The organism is uncultured Phyllobacterium sp. (genome assembly GCF_902479695.1).
Lineage (GTDB): Bacteria > Pseudomonadota > Alphaproteobacteria > Rhizobiales > Rhizobiaceae > Phyllobacterium > Phyllobacterium calauticae.
Window position 1 is genome coordinate 1 of sequence record NZ_CABSQF010000032.1, and the last position, 13,772, is coordinate 13,772.

Consider the following 13,772-nt stretch of genomic DNA (forward strand, 5'->3'; position numbering starts at 1 on the left):
GCTCAGAGCCGCCGGAAAACCCTTCAAGCTGGCCATCGTCGCCATCATGCGCAAACTCATCGTCACCCTCAACGCCATGATCAAAAACGATCAGGACTGGCAACCCAAAACACAATCTTAAACACAGTTGCTCACCATGAGGGAGATTGAGGATTGCAGGGAGCCATATTCTGCAACCTATCAGATTGGCATTGCCGCCAAACCACATCCCTCATGGTGAGCTTGTCGAACCACGCACAACAGGATTGTCCCCCTATTTGCAGAGATCGCCCTTGGCGACAACTGAGCTTGGCGCGGCGAGGCAGTAGAGCTTGGTGATATTGGAGGCCGTGCGCTCGCCGAGCGGATTAGGGTCCAGTTCATCGCCGCTTTGCGATTGCAGCAGCTCGCAATCGCTGCGCAGCAGACACATTACCGGGATACGTGCCATCGCCGTCGCTGTCTTGAACATGCCGCGCCTGCCGTCCATGGCACCTGTGTTGTGCACGCGGTACCACTGGTGCGTGCGGGAAATGCGGTAGAATGAACGCGGGTTCGACAGGATGGCGAGCCGCGACAACAGGTCGTTATCGGCGAAAAGATCGACGACCTGCCCGTCATAGGGCTCGGTCAGCCGGAAATTATTCGATACGAACGTCGAATTGAAGACAATCGCCGCCGTGCACGGAAACGCCGCAGCCATGTGCCGGGCCAGACCACCACCCAGTTCATGCCCAACGGCGATATAATCGATGGGCAAGCCGTCCGAATTCTTCTGCGCCTCGGCCCTGACCTTGGCAAACTCCTGGCGTGCGGTGCGGTACTGATCCCATGGGTTGATGATCTGGGTGAAATAGCTCAGCTCGCTGATGAACCCCGGAATGCTCGCCAGACCGTCGGCACCGCGGAACACGATCATGTAGGACATGCGGTCCGAACTGCGGCGGCGATAGACTTCCGCGTAAAATCCGCCTGCCCTGGCGATGGGGTCGCCAAACGGCTCCCAGCCGAAATATTCGGTCTTCAGGTCAAAATGATGCCGTGCGATCGGCTTGTAAACGTTCGACGCATAGGCGGCGTAGACACCGAAGTAATCCGAAATCAGCTCGTTGTTGTAGCCGGGATAACCGCGATAGTTCTTCCAGAAGCTCGGCACGGTGGGACGAACGCAGTTTTCCGCATGGCTGTTGCCGATCCCCAGCTCCGGCCGGTCGATCGTCACCCATGCAGCCACCGTCGCATTGGCAAGGCCAATGACGCAGATAACAAGTACAGCCCAGCCAATTTTCCTGATCATACGCTTCCCCGGATCGGTCAAATGGCCGTGCTGCCAGAACGTTTGCCGCCTGTTATATCAAACACGAAGATGTGACCCATCATACCCCGCAACTCTCATACAGATATCACATTGAAAAATCATGACAAAGGAAAGGCATACTACCATCAACCATAATCTCCTCCGGTCATGATCTGTTAAGCATAATGCCGCATGAGTGGAAAAATAAGGAATGCCCCTTCACGATTCGAGTACGGACCGCCATTGATGAAGCGACTTGCTGCTGGATTATTGACCCTTCTTCTCGCCGGTTGCACGACGGTCGACTACGATTTTTCCGATGCAAAGAAGCGGGCCTCGCCTGCCCCGCTGCAACAGATCGCAGCGCCCGCGGGCAAGATCAATGCGCCGCGTTTCAACGACAGCAATCCGCACGACTGGAAAGGCAGAACGCCCTGGCACTACCCGGTGCACGGAACGGATGTCTCCAAATACCAATCGACCATCGATTGGGCGGCCGTGCGCGGCAATCGCATCTCGTTTGTCTTCATCAAGGCCACGGAAGGGGCGGACCGGGTCGATGACCGCCTCGCCGACAACTGGCAGGCCGCACGCGCCGCAGGCATTCCGCGCGGCGCCTACCACTTCTATTATTTCTGCCGTACCGCCAAGGAACAGGCGCAGTGGTTCATCCGCAACGTGCCGAACGATCCCGGAGCCTTGCCGCCAGTACTCGACATGGAATGGAACGCCGCATCGCCGACGTGCAAGCTGCGCCCCAATGCGGCGGTGGTGCGCAGCGAAATGCGCGTCTTCATCGACATTCTCGAACGCCATTACGGCAAGCGGCCGATCATCTACACCACCGTCGACTTCTTCGACGACAACGACCTGCGGCAACTGGCCGGCTATCCCTTCTGGTTGCGCTCGGTTGCAGGTCATCCCGATGAAAAATACGGGCCGCATCCCTGGACGTTCTGGCAGTATACCGGAACCGGCTCCATCCCCGGCATTCGCGGCGATGCGGATATCAATGTGTTTGCCGGTGACGAAACCGCCTGGAAGCAGTGGCTTGTGCGCAACAAGGTGCGATAAAGTCACACCGGACCTCTTCTCGCAATTCTGTGACTTCACGAGGGGGACATAATCGTGCATTAGCAGGACAAGCTCGCGCGCCTGCTGGCGCCCCCTGTTACCAACGAGATTTCCCTGATGAACAAACTATCGATTGCTCTTGCCGCCGCACTCCTTTCTGCGACAAGTTCTGCTTATGCACTGGACCAGATCAACCACCAGCAACCGGCAGCTGTAAAGCCTGCCTGCGGCGGCGAGATGGAACCCTGGTTCAACGGCCTTATCGCCGAAGCAAAAGCGGCAGGCGTGACCGACAAGGGCCTCGGCGAACTTCTCAAGGCATCGCTTGATGACAAGGTTCTGCAGCGCGACCGCGCCCAAGGCGTGTTCAGCCAGACCTTCCTGACATTCTCGACCCGCATGGTGTCGGATTACCGCCTCAAGCAGGGCGCAGCCAACCTGAAGAAATATGCCGATACCTTTGCCAGGGCAGAATCCGAATATGGCGTGCCGGGCCCGGTGATTGCCGCCTTCTGGGGGCTGGAAACCGATTTCGGCGCGGTGCAGGGCGATTTTGACACGCTGAACGCGCTGCTCACCCTCTCCTTCGATTGCCGGCGTCCGGAGTTGTTCCGGCCGCAGCTGATCGCCCTGCTCAAGCTGTTCGACAAGGGCGTGGTCGATTCCAAGACCACCGGCGCATGGGCGGGCGAGATCGGCCAGATGCAGATGCTGCCGACAGACTATCTGGAGCGTGGCGTCGACGGCGACGGGGACGGCAAGGTCGACCTCAAGAACAGCGCGCCAGACGCCATCATGACGGCGGCCCGCGTCCTGCACGATCTCGGCTGGCGCAAGGGCGAGCCCTGGCTGGAGGAAGTCAAGCTGACCCGGGATCTGCCCTGGGAAAACGCATTGCGGACAAACCGCCTCCCCCATTCCAAATGGGCCGAATGGGGTGTGATGGGCATGAAGGGACCGCTCGGTCCCGACAACGGCGATGCATCCCTCCTGCTGCCGATGGGCCGCAAGGGACCGGCATTCCTGTCCTATGCCAATTTCGACGTTTTCGTCGAATGGAACAAGTCCATCATCTACGCGACAACCGCCGCCTATTTCGCCGCGCGCCTTGCCGGTGCCGGTCCGCTTGAGCCGACCACGCCGGAGACGGGCCTCACGCAGGAACAGATGAGGGAACTGCAGACCAAGCTCGCCGCCCGCGGCCACGATATGGGTCCGAAGATTGACGGCGTGTTCGGCATCCTGACCCGCGATGCCGTGCGAGACGAACAGATGCGCCTCGGCCTGCCTGCTGACGCCTGGCCCACCCCGGAATTGCTCAGCAAGCTCTGAGAGAGCTACTCCCCCCGGTGTTCGGTGGGAGCCATTGTTTCCAGCGAAGCAAAACCCTCCGGCCGCTCGCCCTCGTCGAACGGTGTTTCCACCTCGACGAATGTATCGGGGTAGAAACCGTTGAAACGGGTGCGCAGCGACAGGGAATAGGCGCCGATATTGCCGATTTCGATCCAGTCGCCGGTTGCGACCGTCTCCGGCAGCCAGAACGGCCGTGACAGGATGTCGACGGAATCGCAGGTTGCACCGCAGACGCGGAACGGCACGATGTCCCGGACATTGCCGCTGCGATGCTTGTGCGCGGGGTCGGGTATGAACCGCGCCGGCAGGGTGATCTTGCCGGTCCACGAATCCGACAGTGACGCCCAGATACCGTCATTGATGTAAAGCCGCCTGCCCTTGCGCAGGAGCACGCGCACGATCAGCGAGAAGGCGCGCGCCACGATCACCCGGCCCGGTTCCGCCACCAGCGGCAGATCGTCAAACCCCCATTCCTTGATGTCGCCGCGCAGGCGCGACATCAATTGCCCGAGCGACGGCATCTCCACATGCTTGCGCTTGGGATCATGGCCGTATTCGGCCGGGAAACCGCCGCCGACATCGAGCCCGGCCAGCGGCACGCCCGCACGGTTGCGCACCCAGTCGGCTGACCGCAGGGCGCGTTCATAGGTATCGGGATCTTCGATCTGGCTGCCGACATGGAAGCAGATGCCGACCTTGTAGCCGATCTTGTGCAGCCGCTGCAGAAGCTCGACCGCGTGGGCCGGAGTTGCACCGAATTTCTTGGACAGCTCGTAGGCCGCATGGCCCTTGGTCTGCAGCCGCACGTAAAGGGTGATGCTGCCCGGATCGATATCGAGCGCACGCACGATGCGGGTTATCTTGGCGATCTCGTCCTCGTGGTCGACGGCAAGGATGCGGATGCCGTAGGTTTCAAGCGCAAGACGGATATCCGACTGGGCCTTGATGGGATGCATGTAGAGCATGTGCGCATTCGGGGCGACCTTGCGTACCGCGGCGAACTCGCCCGGCGATGCCACATCGAATGTGTTGATGCCGTTGCGCGCCAGCGTTTCCAGGACCAGATTTTCGCCATTGGTCTTGACCGCATAGGCAGTCTCGCCGGGAAACATCTGCATGAACTGGTGCGCGTCTTCGACCAGCACATTCGGCCGAAAGCAATAGACGGGTTGATCGGGCCGCAGGGTAAGTGCTGCATCGCGGGCCGTAGCGAATCGTTGCATCTTGATCTTCTGCTCCATGCATAACTCTTAGCAAGAGCAGATGACGGACGAAAGTCGCTTTCTCCATGCAAGAAACGGGTGGCAATTTACCGGCGCGCGCCTAGAAATATCCGGTGCAGATCCGAATCGGGGGATTATCCGTGGCCGTAAACCAGACAACATCAGCCAATCCGCTTGCCATGACCGGTTTTGTCTGGCTGCAACTGCTGCTGCTGGGAGCCATATGGGGCGGTTCGTTCTTCTTCGCCAAAATCGCGGTGCACGTCATCCCGCCGCTGACGCTCGTCCTGTTTCGTGTCGCCATCGCCGCCGTTGCCCTGCACATCTATCTCCTGAGCCGCGGCATCCGGTTCTGGGACTATCGCCGGCACGCCCTCGGCTTTGCCGGACTGGGGCTCCTGAACAACGTCATTCCCTTCTCGCTGCTGTTCATCGGGCAGACGGCGCTCGGTGCCGGGCTGGAATCCATCCTCAATGCCACGACACCGATCTGGACGGTGATCATCGCCACATTCCTTACCGTCGATGAAAAGATCAGCGCCAACAAGATCGCCGGCATCCTTCTCGGCGTCTTCGGCACGGTGGTGATGATCGGGCCAGGCGTGCTCTCCGGGTTGGGCGGACCGCTGTGGGCGGAAATCGCCGTGCTCACCGCCACCCTCTCCTATGCCTTCGCCAGCATTCTCGCCAAACGGTTCAAGGGCATTCCGCCAACGGTGACGGCAACCGGCCAGATGACGGCCTCGACGCTGATCATGATCCCCGTCGTGCTTCTCTCCAGCGGCATGCCGGATTTTGCGGCACCCGATCAGGGCGTCTGGGCGGCCGTGTTCAGCCTCGGCCTGCTCTCAACCGCCTTCGCCTACATCCTGTTCTTCTCCATCGTCCGCGCCGGCGGCGCCACCAATGCCTCGCTGGTCACGCTGGTGGTTCCCGTCAGCGCGATCCTGCTTGGAACAGTTTTTCTCGGGGAGGAACTGGGTTTGAAGGATTTTGCCGGCATGGCGCTCATCGCCCTTGGCCTTCTGACCATTGACGGCAGGCTGCTCGCAGCGTTGCAAAAACCACGAAAAAGATAGAGTTTTCAACAAATCCTAACGGGTACGGCTTGGCATTTCCCGGTCTGGATTGCGGCGCAACTGTGTCATAAATCAGTGAGAAAACACGCGCGCCGCGTTTTGGTGCAATGCAAAAATAAACCAAATTCCCGGTCATTTTATCGTGAATTGACGATTTTTCATTCCTGTAAATGCGTTTCATTTCAGAAACTTACCATTGCAGAGCAAAAAATTTCTACAGATCATGTCACACCGCGGTAACATTTCCGCTTTTTCTGTGGCAATTTTCCGCTATGCTAAGACGGTTAACTGCAGGAGACAAACAATGGGACTTACGCGTTCGATGAACGTCCTCATGATCTGTGCAGCGTTCGCATTTATCGGTGCAATGGTCGTAGGACTCATACCCTGATTGAAAAAAAGAGCGCCGTGGAGATGGTCTCTGACCGTTAAAAGGTGAAATAAAATGAGATGGCCCGGTTATAGCAACCGGGCCATTTCCAATTCAGCGGCGAGTCGTATCAGGCAGCGCCAGCCAATGCCGGTTCGAGCGTACCGCTTGCCGGACGGATGCCGATCAGATGGCAGATTGCAAAGGCCAGGTCCGCCCGGTTCATCGTGTAGAAATGGAAATCCTGAATGCCACGCTCGACCAGATCGAGAACCTGCTCGGCAGCCACAGCCGATGAAACCAGCGCATGGGTCTGCGGATCGTTTTCCAGCCCCTCGAACCGCTCGGCCAGCCATGCTGGAATATGGGTCCCGGCCTTCGAGCAGAAATTGGTAACCTGCGTGAAATTATGGATCGGCAGGATGCCTGGCAAGATCGGAATATAGATACCGGCGCGGCGGACCTTTTCGACATAACGCTCGTAGAGATCGTTCTCGAAGAAGAACTGCGTGATCGCCCGCGTCGCGCCATTGTCGACCTTGCGCTTGAGCATGTCGATATCCGTGGCAAAGTCGGGGCTTTCCGGATGCTTTTCCGGATAGGCGGAAACGGAAATGTCGAAATCGGCAAAGGCCTTTAGCCCGGCGACGAGATCGGCGCCGTTTTCATAACCGCCGGGTGTCGGCTTGTAATGGGCACCGACGCCGCCAGCCGGATCGCCGCGCAGGGCAACGAAGCGCTTCACACCCATGGCCGCAAATTCGCGCACCACGGTATCGACCTCTTCCTTCGTCGCATCGACGCAGGTCAGGTGCGCGGCGGCGTTGACGTCCGTTTCGGTCAGGATGCGCTTGATCGTGCGGGCCGTGCGCTCGCGGGTGGAACCGCCGGCACCGTAGGTTACCGACACGAATTCGGGATTGAGCGGCGCAAGGCGCGTCACGGTTTCCCACAGGCGCTCTTCCATCACCTCGGTCTTCGGCGGGAAGAATTCAAAGGAAACCTTGATATTGGTTCCAAGGTCGGCACGGCGGGATTGGCGGAAAAAGCTCATCAGACACTCTCCGTTACGCGGGAGGTTAAAGCGGGATCAGCGATAAGCAGGCGTGGGTCGCGTGCCAACCACAGTTTGACGGTCAGTTTGTCTTTGTCTTTTGGTTCGAGTTCGATGCTGTTTTCCAGCGCCAGCCCGGCCTCGGTCAGCCAGTCGCGCATCTGGTTGTCGTTGAAGCCAAGCCGTATATGCGCATGGCTGTCCCGCAGGAATTCAAGATCGTGCGGGGCGAAATCGACAATCAGCATGCGCCCGCCCGCACGCAAGGCGCGTGCGGCCTCGCGGATGGCCTCGGCAGGATTGTCGAGGAAGTGCAGCACCTGATGAACGGTCACCAGATCGAAGGACTCCCGGTCAACCGGCAGCGAATAGACGTCGCCCTGGCGGACCTGCGCATTGGTGATGCCCGACCGGTCGAGATTGGAGCGGGCAATGGTCAGCATGTCGCGATTGATATCGATGCCGACGCCGCGCACGTAAAGCGGGGCAAACAGTTCGAGAAGACGACCGGTGCCGGTGCCCACGTCAAGCATCGCCTGGAACGGCGTGCGCCCGATAATCTTCGTCAGCGCGGCTTCCACCGCGCCATCCGGCACATGCAGCGAACGGATAGCGTCCCAGCTGGTGGCATTGGCACTGAAATAGGCGGCGGCCCGCTCGCGGCGCTGCAGCTTCACCGAGCCGAGCCGCTCGATATCGCGCTCCAGCAATGGATCGGACACATCAAGACGATCGAGCAGGATCCGGGCGATATCGCCAACCACAAGGGATTCAGCGAGGCGGAAATAGGCCCAGGAGCCCTCCTGATAACGGTTGATCAGATTGGCTTCGAACAGCAGCTTGAGATGGCGGGAGACGCGCGGCTGCGACTGCCCGAGGATGGAGGTCAGATCGGAAACCGTCAGATCCCCCCGGGACAACAGCGCCAGAATGCGCAGGCGGCTGGGTTCCGCCGCTGCCTTCAGCGTATCGACCATCAGGTCAAGATTGAGATCACGTTTGTCCATCAAGGTATCCTCAAAAGATATAAAGATATGTTTATGTGAGAAATACAGATTTGGCAAGTTTTGTTTTTCCGTTGACGGCAAATTTCGTCGCGTCTGAAATAGGCTGGTATATCGATCAGCGAATCGGCGGGAAGAGAGTGCAATGAGTTCAGGGACCAACCGCCAAAGGGCTATCGGCAAGGCGCTGACACTGCTTTTGCCTGCAGTGCCCTATTCGGATTCCGAGCCCATACGCGCCGCCGCCACGGCACCGCACATGAAAACCCTGCCGCCGCCCATTGCGGTGTGGCTGGCCACGGTCGCCCATGTCCGCCATCAGCACACGGATTACGATGCGCTGCGCGACGAGGGCTATGACAAGGACTCGGCCCGTTTCTTCGTGCTCGAGGCGATCAACCGGAAATTGACGGAATGGCGGGCGACGCGGCTGCTGGATCCGGACGAGGACGATCCGAGCTGACTTCGGCGCCGGCATTCCACCGATCTTCATAGATGAGCTGGTCCAGCGGCAGCCGTTCGCGCCAGCCGCGCTTTTGCAGCTCCGGCTGATCGTAGAGCTGGTCGACATAGCCGATGCAGAGATAGGCGATGATCTCGACATGATCGGGGATGGCCAGAATGCGGCGCATGTCCCGGTCGTGGTAGATGCTGACCCAGCCGACGCCGATGCCTTCCGCCCGCGCCGCCAGCCACAGGTTCTGCACGGCACAGACGGTGCTGTAGACGTCCATCTGCCGGTTATGGGTGCGCCCAAGAACGACATCGCCGCCGCGTGTCCGGTCGCAGGTGATGCACAGATTGACCGGTGCCTTCACGATGCCCTCAAGCTTCAGCGATGCGTAGAGCGCCTGGCGCTCGTCGGTGAACATGGCCTTTGCTTCGGCATTGGCGCGGGTAAAGGCCTGGTGCACCTCGGCCTTGCGTGCCGCATCGCGGATGAGAATGAAATTCCACGGCTGCATGAACCCCACCGACGGCGCGTGATGGGCGGCATCGAGCAGCCGCAGCAGCGCATCGTCGTCGACGGGCCTTGGCAGGAACTGGTCGCGTACATCGCGGCGGGTATGGATGGCTTTGTAGACCGCGGCGCGCTCGTCCGCGGAAAAATCGGCGGCGGCCACGGGACCGCAGGCAGAATCGTGCATCGTTTGCTCCCAACAATGCGAGGGCCAGATTGCCCTGACCCCTGACACCTCCCCGCTGTCCGTGCGGTTTCGGCTATCCGGTCCGGCCGGTCTTCTGACTGAGGTTCACCTGAACCGCGCGCCTTCCGGGTTTCCCCGTGGCAATCTGCGCGGCCCATCCCCTATACAGCGTTGGGCACGTGCCGGATTTGCACCGGCTTCCCGATTCTCCTGCATGCAGGCACCGGACCTGCATTCCATTCGCCACAGATCGGCGAAGGACGCAAGCGTCAGCCCGGATAAATCCATTGCTCCGGCAGGCGCGCATCGATTTTTTCGCCGGAACGGATGATTCCCGGCACTTCAACCCAGACGACGATGCCACGCAGCCGCTTCGACGCCTTGACGAAGTCAAGCGCCGTCGCGGTGTGATCGGCGGTCTGCGCCCGCTCGGCAATAGAGCGTCCGGCGACCTTGCACGGCGCGTTCTGCCCGTCGACCTTCAGCGTCACGCCGCCTTCGAAGAACAGCAGCGTGCGCGGCGGCAGCATGGAAAGTGAGGGAATGCCATCGACAACCATGTTGGCGCCGATCCATTCGGGTTTGACTTCCGCAAGGCCCATGGCGCTGGCAATGGTTTCGAGTTCGTCCGCCGCCAGAATGGAAATATGCCGCTCGTTGCGCATCTCCGTGCCGCGCGGATACCAGGGCTCGCGTCCGCCGGACCGGCGCGTCAGGCCGGCATGATAATCGCCGCGGATGCCTTCAAAGGTGAGATCGAGCGTGTCCGTGGCAGCGGTGACAAAACTGTCTTTCGGCGCCTGGAACAGGCCGCTCACCCGCCCGACAATCTTGCGGGCTGGAAGGATGTCCGTTCTGGTTGCGAAAAGATCTGTCATGACGGCACTCCGGTGAAATCAGCCGCATCTTAGGAAAATTGCTTGTTAAAACCAGCCAATATCACTGATGGAAACGTCAAAATTGGTGATGGGAGGGCGTTGCCGCCCTCCCGGTCGCATCAGCGTGTCAGAGGCTTGTAGCTCGGACGCTTGGGATTGACGCTGTCCGGTCCCAGACGGCGGATCTTGTCGTTCTCATAGTCCTGGAAGTTGCCTTCGAACCATTCGACGTGGCTGTCGCCTTCGAACGCGAGGATGTGCGTCGCCAGCCGGTCGAGGAACATGCGATCGTGGCTGATGATAACGGCGCAGCCGGCGTACTTTTCCAGCGCATCTTCAAGCGCCGCCAGTGTTTCGGTATCAAGATCGTTGGTCGGTTCGTCGAGCAGCAGGACATTGCCGCCGGATTGCAGCATCTTGGCAAGATGCACGCGGTTGCGCTGACCGCCGGAGAGATTGCCGACCTTCTGCTGCTGGTCACCGCCCTTGAAGTTGAACGCCGAGACATAGGCGCGCGAATTCATCTCGTTCTTGCCGATCTTGATGATTTCATTGCCGCCGGAAATTTCTTCCCATACGTTTTTCTCGGCAACGAGATGATCGCGGCTCTGGTCGACATAACCGAGATGAACCGTTTCACCAACGCGGATAGAGCCGGAATCCGGCTTTTCCTGCCCGGTAATCATCTTGAACAGCGTGGTCTTACCCGCACCGTTCGGACCGATGATGCCGACGATGCCGCCGGGCGGCAGCTTGAAGGTCAGGTTTTCGATGAGAACGCGGTCGCCGAAGGATTTGGTGAGGTTCTCGGCTTCGATAACCACCTGCCCCAGCCGTTCGCCTGCCGGGATGATGATCTGCGCATCGCCGGGACGCTGCTCGTTGGCGGCATCGACCAGCGCGTCATAGGCCTTGATACGGGCTTTCGACTTGGCCTGACGTGCCTTGGGGCTGGCGGAAATCCACTCGCGCTCGCGCTCCAGAGCCTTCTGGCGCGAGTCGTCCTCGCGGCCTTCCTGCTGCATGCGCTTGGACTTGGCACCGAGATAGGCCGAGTAATTGCCTTCATAGGGGATGCCGCGACCGCGGTCGAGCTCGAGAATCCAGCCGGTCACATTGTCGAGGAAGTAGCGATCGTGCGTGATCAGCAGGACGGAGCCGGCATATTCGCGCAGGTGCTTTTCCAGCCAGGCGGTGGTTTCGGCGTCAAGGTGGTTGGTCGGCTCATCGAGGAGCAGAAGATCGGGCTGCGAGAGGAGCAGGCGGCACAGTGCCACACGGCGGCGCTCACCGCCGGACAGCTTTTCCACGCCGGAATCACCGGGCGGGCAGCGCAGCGCTTCCATGGCCATTTCCACCTGGGATTCCAGATCCCAGAGGTTCTTGGCGTCGATGATGTCCTGCAGTTTGGCGCCTTCATCGGCGGTTTCATCGGAATAGTTCATCATCAGTTCGTTGTAGCGGTCGAGAACGGCCTTCTTGTCCGCGACGCCATCCATGACGTTACCCATCACGTCCTTGGTGGGATCGAGATAGGGTTCCTGCGCGAGGTAACCGACCGTAGCACCGTCGGCCAGCCAGGCTTCGCCGGTATATTCCTTGTCCATGCCGGCCATGATCTTGAGGATCGTCGACTTACCCGCACCGTTCGGTCCGAGAATACCGATCTTGGCATCGGGGTAGAAGGAAAGATGGATGTTTTCGAGAACCTTCTTGGTTCCGTATGCCTTGTTCAGGCCGGCCATATGGTAAATGAATTGGCGTGCCATAACGCGCGTCACTCCGATGTTCGGGATTTTTGGGACATGAATTTGCGCCGTATGTAGGCGAAAGGGGCGCGGGTGGCAATGCGCGCGCTGTTTATTTCGGGATTGCCGGGCGTTTTGCAGGATGCCTGCATTCCTGTCGAACCACGAACCACGCACAACGGAAATGAAAACCGTCCTCCAGAACGAGCGAAACCGGGTGCGGATATTTCCGTCACCCGGTTTCCCCTCTGGTGCCGCATTTGGGGAGCGTCCTCTTCTCCCCGGAACGGCCATGTAACTGGCAAGCGCCTGGATATCCCGGTCCGGACAATCATCCCCCGACGCCGCAAATCAGCGTTCTGTCAGCCGTGAAAGCCGGGGACAATCGAGAGAAGACACAGGATCCAATCTCTTTCGGAAAGAAGTTTTGCGGCAAGTTTTTGTCGTTTGCAAGAGGTTTTGCAAAATAAAATTGCAGCGCACGATGCGTGATTATTTATTGTGCAAAAACCTATGGAGATACCCGAATTTACGCAGAATTTATTGTGGATTGACTAATCACGCGCCACCCTTTCAATTGATCGCGGGAGGCATGAATGGGTTTTGCAGACATCGAAACGGTCCGGTCGCCGACGGGTGCGGCGCTTGCCATGCGCTTTTCACCCGCCGCAGGCAGCGGCACAGCCATTGTCCAGATCAGCCACGGCCTTGCCGAACACTGCCTGCGCTATGGCCGTTTTGCCGAGCATCTCAACAGGCACGGTTTTCATGTCTACACCCACGACCATCGCGGCCACGGCTATACCAAAGCCGATGGCGCGCCGCCCGGCCGTTTCGCCGAGCGGGACGGCATGCGCCTGGTGCTCGAAGACATGGACGCGGTCAACGCTGCAGCCCGCGCCCGCCATCCCGGTCTGCCGCTGCTTCTCTTCGGCCACTCCATGGGCGGTCTGATCGGCCTCAATTACGTGCTGGGCCATCAGCAAAAGGTCGATGCCGCCGCCATCTGGAACGCCAATTTCTCCGCCGGGCTCGCCGGACGGCTGGCGCAGGGCATCCTGCGGGCCGAACGCATGCTGCTTGGCTCCGATGTGCCGAGCATGCTTCTGCCGAAACTGACCTTTCAGACCTGGGCGCGCGGCATCAGGGATGCCCGCACCCCGTTTGACTGGCTGTCACGCGACCCTGACGAAGTGGACGCCTATATCGCCGATCCGCTGTGCGGCTGGGATGCCTCTGTCGGCATGTGGCGCGATGTCTTCGGCTTCACCTTTGCCGGAGCCGACAACAGCCGCCTTGCCAAGGTACGGCGCACCCTGCCCTTCAATCTCGCCGGCGGGGCGGAAGATCCAGCCACGGCCGGGGGCAGCGCCGTGACGCATCTGGGCAAGCGGATGCAACGGCTCGGCTTCAGCGATGTCACGACCAAAGTTTATGCCGACACCCGCCACGAAGGCTTGAACGAAATCAACCGCGACGTAATCATGCGTGACTTCACCGATTGGGCGGTTCGAGTCGTTCAGCAACAAGCCCTGAAACAAACACTGAATTTGGAGCCACTTTAA

The 13,772-nt window shown here is 59.7% G+C and carries 12 protein-coding genes and 1 riboswitch; of the genes, 5 read left to right on the forward strand and 7 right to left on the reverse strand.

Translation table 11 applies throughout. The features are described 5' to 3' along the window. Positions 1-253 precede the first annotated feature (253 nt). Entirely contained in the window at positions 254-1,276 is a 1,023-nt protein-coding gene (locus tag RDL77_RS17770) for a hypothetical protein (protein WP_288194023.1), read from the reverse strand. Between the two features lie 246 nt (positions 1,277-1,522). Between RDL77_RS17770 and RDL77_RS17775 the strand changes: the two genes are divergently transcribed. Both RDL77_RS17775 and RDL77_RS17780 read left to right on the forward strand, forming a co-directional pair. After that, on the forward strand, positions 1,523-2,350 hold the full coding sequence (locus RDL77_RS17775) for a GH25 family lysozyme (protein WP_223612713.1): 828 nt from the start codon (positions 1,523-1,525) through the stop codon (positions 2,348-2,350). A gap of 237 nt (positions 2,351-2,587) precedes the next feature. Next, the gene (locus RDL77_RS17780; RefSeq protein ID WP_374042747.1) at positions 2,588-3,682 is read left to right on the forward strand and encodes a lytic murein transglycosylase; all 1,095 of its coding nucleotides are present in this window, start codon (positions 2,588-2,590) and stop codon (positions 3,680-3,682) included. A gap of 5 nt (positions 3,683-3,687) precedes the next feature. Here RDL77_RS17780 and RDL77_RS17785 read toward each other — a convergent pair whose 3' ends face one another. Beyond that, positions 3,688-4,926, reverse strand: a complete 1,239-nt coding sequence (locus tag RDL77_RS17785; protein ID WP_288194026.1) for an alanine racemase — start codon at positions 4,924-4,926, stop codon at positions 3,688-3,690. A 179-nt stretch (positions 4,927-5,105) separates the two neighbouring features. On the opposite strand from RDL77_RS17785, the gene RDL77_RS17790 reads away from it, so the two are divergent. Further along, complete coding sequence (locus RDL77_RS17790; RefSeq protein ID WP_288194060.1) at positions 5,106-6,005, forward strand: DMT family transporter; 900 nt, start codon at positions 5,106-5,108, stop codon at positions 6,003-6,005. Positions 6,006-6,505: 500 nt separating this feature from the next. Here the strand turns inward: RDL77_RS17790 and metF are convergent, their stop codons facing one another. Together metF and RDL77_RS17800 are read right to left on the reverse strand one after the other, a co-directional pair. Further along, positions 6,506-7,429: a methylenetetrahydrofolate reductase [NAD(P)H] gene (gene metF / locus RDL77_RS17795; RefSeq protein WP_288194028.1), complete on the reverse strand. Its 924-nt coding sequence runs from the start codon at positions 7,427-7,429 to the stop codon at positions 6,506-6,508. Continuing rightward, positions 7,429-8,436, reverse strand: coding sequence for a metalloregulator ArsR/SmtB family transcription factor (locus RDL77_RS17800; RefSeq protein ID WP_223612709.1), 1,008 nt, complete (start codon positions 8,434-8,436; stop codon positions 7,429-7,431). Before RDL77_RS17800 ends, metF begins: the two co-directional genes overlap by 1 nt. Positions 8,437-8,578: 142 nt before the next feature. Here RDL77_RS17800 and RDL77_RS17805 point away from each other — a divergent pair, with 142 nt between their 5' ends. Beyond that, positions 8,579-8,896, forward strand: coding sequence for a DUF2293 domain-containing protein (locus RDL77_RS17805; protein ID WP_288194031.1), 318 nt, complete (start codon positions 8,579-8,581; stop codon positions 8,894-8,896). On the opposite strand, the gene bluB is transcribed toward RDL77_RS17805, so the two are convergent. The 3 genes from bluB to ettA form a co-directional block, all read right to left on the reverse strand. Then, a complete protein-coding gene (gene bluB, locus RDL77_RS17810; protein ID WP_288194033.1) occupies positions 8,829-9,581 on the reverse strand; it encodes a 5,6-dimethylbenzimidazole synthase in 753 nt (250 codons plus the stop codon). The two genes, RDL77_RS17805 and bluB, sit on opposite strands and share 68 nt — an antisense overlap. A 66-nt stretch (positions 9,582-9,647) precedes the next feature. Beyond that, positions 9,648-9,824, reverse strand: a riboswitch (cobalamin riboswitch). Between the two features lie 26 nt (positions 9,825-9,850). Beyond that, positions 9,851-10,459: an MOSC domain-containing protein gene (locus RDL77_RS17815; protein ID WP_288194035.1), complete on the reverse strand. Its 609-nt coding sequence runs from the start codon at positions 10,457-10,459 to the stop codon at positions 9,851-9,853. Positions 10,460-10,578: 119 nt separating this feature from the next. After that, the gene (gene ettA, locus RDL77_RS17820) at positions 10,579-12,228 is read right to left on the reverse strand and encodes an energy-dependent translational throttle protein EttA (RefSeq protein WP_223612705.1); all 1,650 of its coding nucleotides are present in this window, start codon (positions 12,226-12,228) and stop codon (positions 10,579-10,581) included. Between the two features lie 575 nt (positions 12,229-12,803). Here ettA and RDL77_RS17825 point away from each other — a divergent pair. Continuing rightward, positions 12,804-13,772, forward strand: coding sequence for an alpha/beta fold hydrolase (locus RDL77_RS17825; RefSeq protein WP_288194037.1), 969 nt, complete (start codon positions 12,804-12,806; stop codon positions 13,770-13,772).

Excerpts from the sequence above, each read along its gene's own strand:
- RDL77_RS17770 (WP_288194023.1), bottom strand. The coding sequence starts at position 1,276 with ATGATCAGGAAAATTGGCTGGGCTGTACTTGTTATCTGCGTCATTGGC.
- RDL77_RS17775 (WP_223612713.1), top strand. The coding sequence starts at position 1,523 with ATGAAGCGACTTGCTGCTGGATTATTGACCCTTCTTCTCGCCGGTTGC.
- RDL77_RS17780 (WP_374042747.1), top strand. The coding sequence starts at position 2,588 with ATGGAACCCTGGTTCAACGGCCTTATCGCCGAAGCAAAAGCGGCAGGC.
- RDL77_RS17785 (WP_288194026.1), bottom strand. The coding sequence starts at position 4,926 with ATGCAACGATTCGCTACGGCCCGCGATGCAGCACTTACCCTGCGGCCC.
- RDL77_RS17790 (WP_288194060.1), top strand. The coding sequence starts at position 5,106 with ATGACCGGTTTTGTCTGGCTGCAACTGCTGCTGCTGGGAGCCATATGG.
- metF (WP_288194028.1), bottom strand. The coding sequence starts at position 7,429 with ATGAGCTTTTTCCGCCAATCCCGCCGTGCCGACCTTGGAACCAATATC.
- RDL77_RS17800 (WP_223612709.1), bottom strand. The coding sequence starts at position 8,436 with ATGGACAAACGTGATCTCAATCTTGACCTGATGGTCGATACGCTGAAG.
- RDL77_RS17805 (WP_288194031.1), top strand. The coding sequence starts at position 8,579 with ATGAGTTCAGGGACCAACCGCCAAAGGGCTATCGGCAAGGCGCTGACA.
- bluB (WP_288194033.1), bottom strand. The coding sequence starts at position 9,581 with ATGCACGATTCTGCCTGCGGTCCCGTGGCCGCCGCCGATTTTTCCGCG.
- RDL77_RS17815 (WP_288194035.1), bottom strand. The coding sequence starts at position 10,459 with ATGACAGATCTTTTCGCAACCAGAACGGACATCCTTCCAGCCCGCAAG.
- ettA (WP_223612705.1), bottom strand. The coding sequence starts at position 12,228 with ATGGCACGCCAATTCATTTACCATATGGCCGGCCTGAACAAGGCATAC.
- RDL77_RS17825 (WP_288194037.1), top strand. The coding sequence starts at position 12,804 with ATGGGTTTTGCAGACATCGAAACGGTCCGGTCGCCGACGGGTGCGGCG.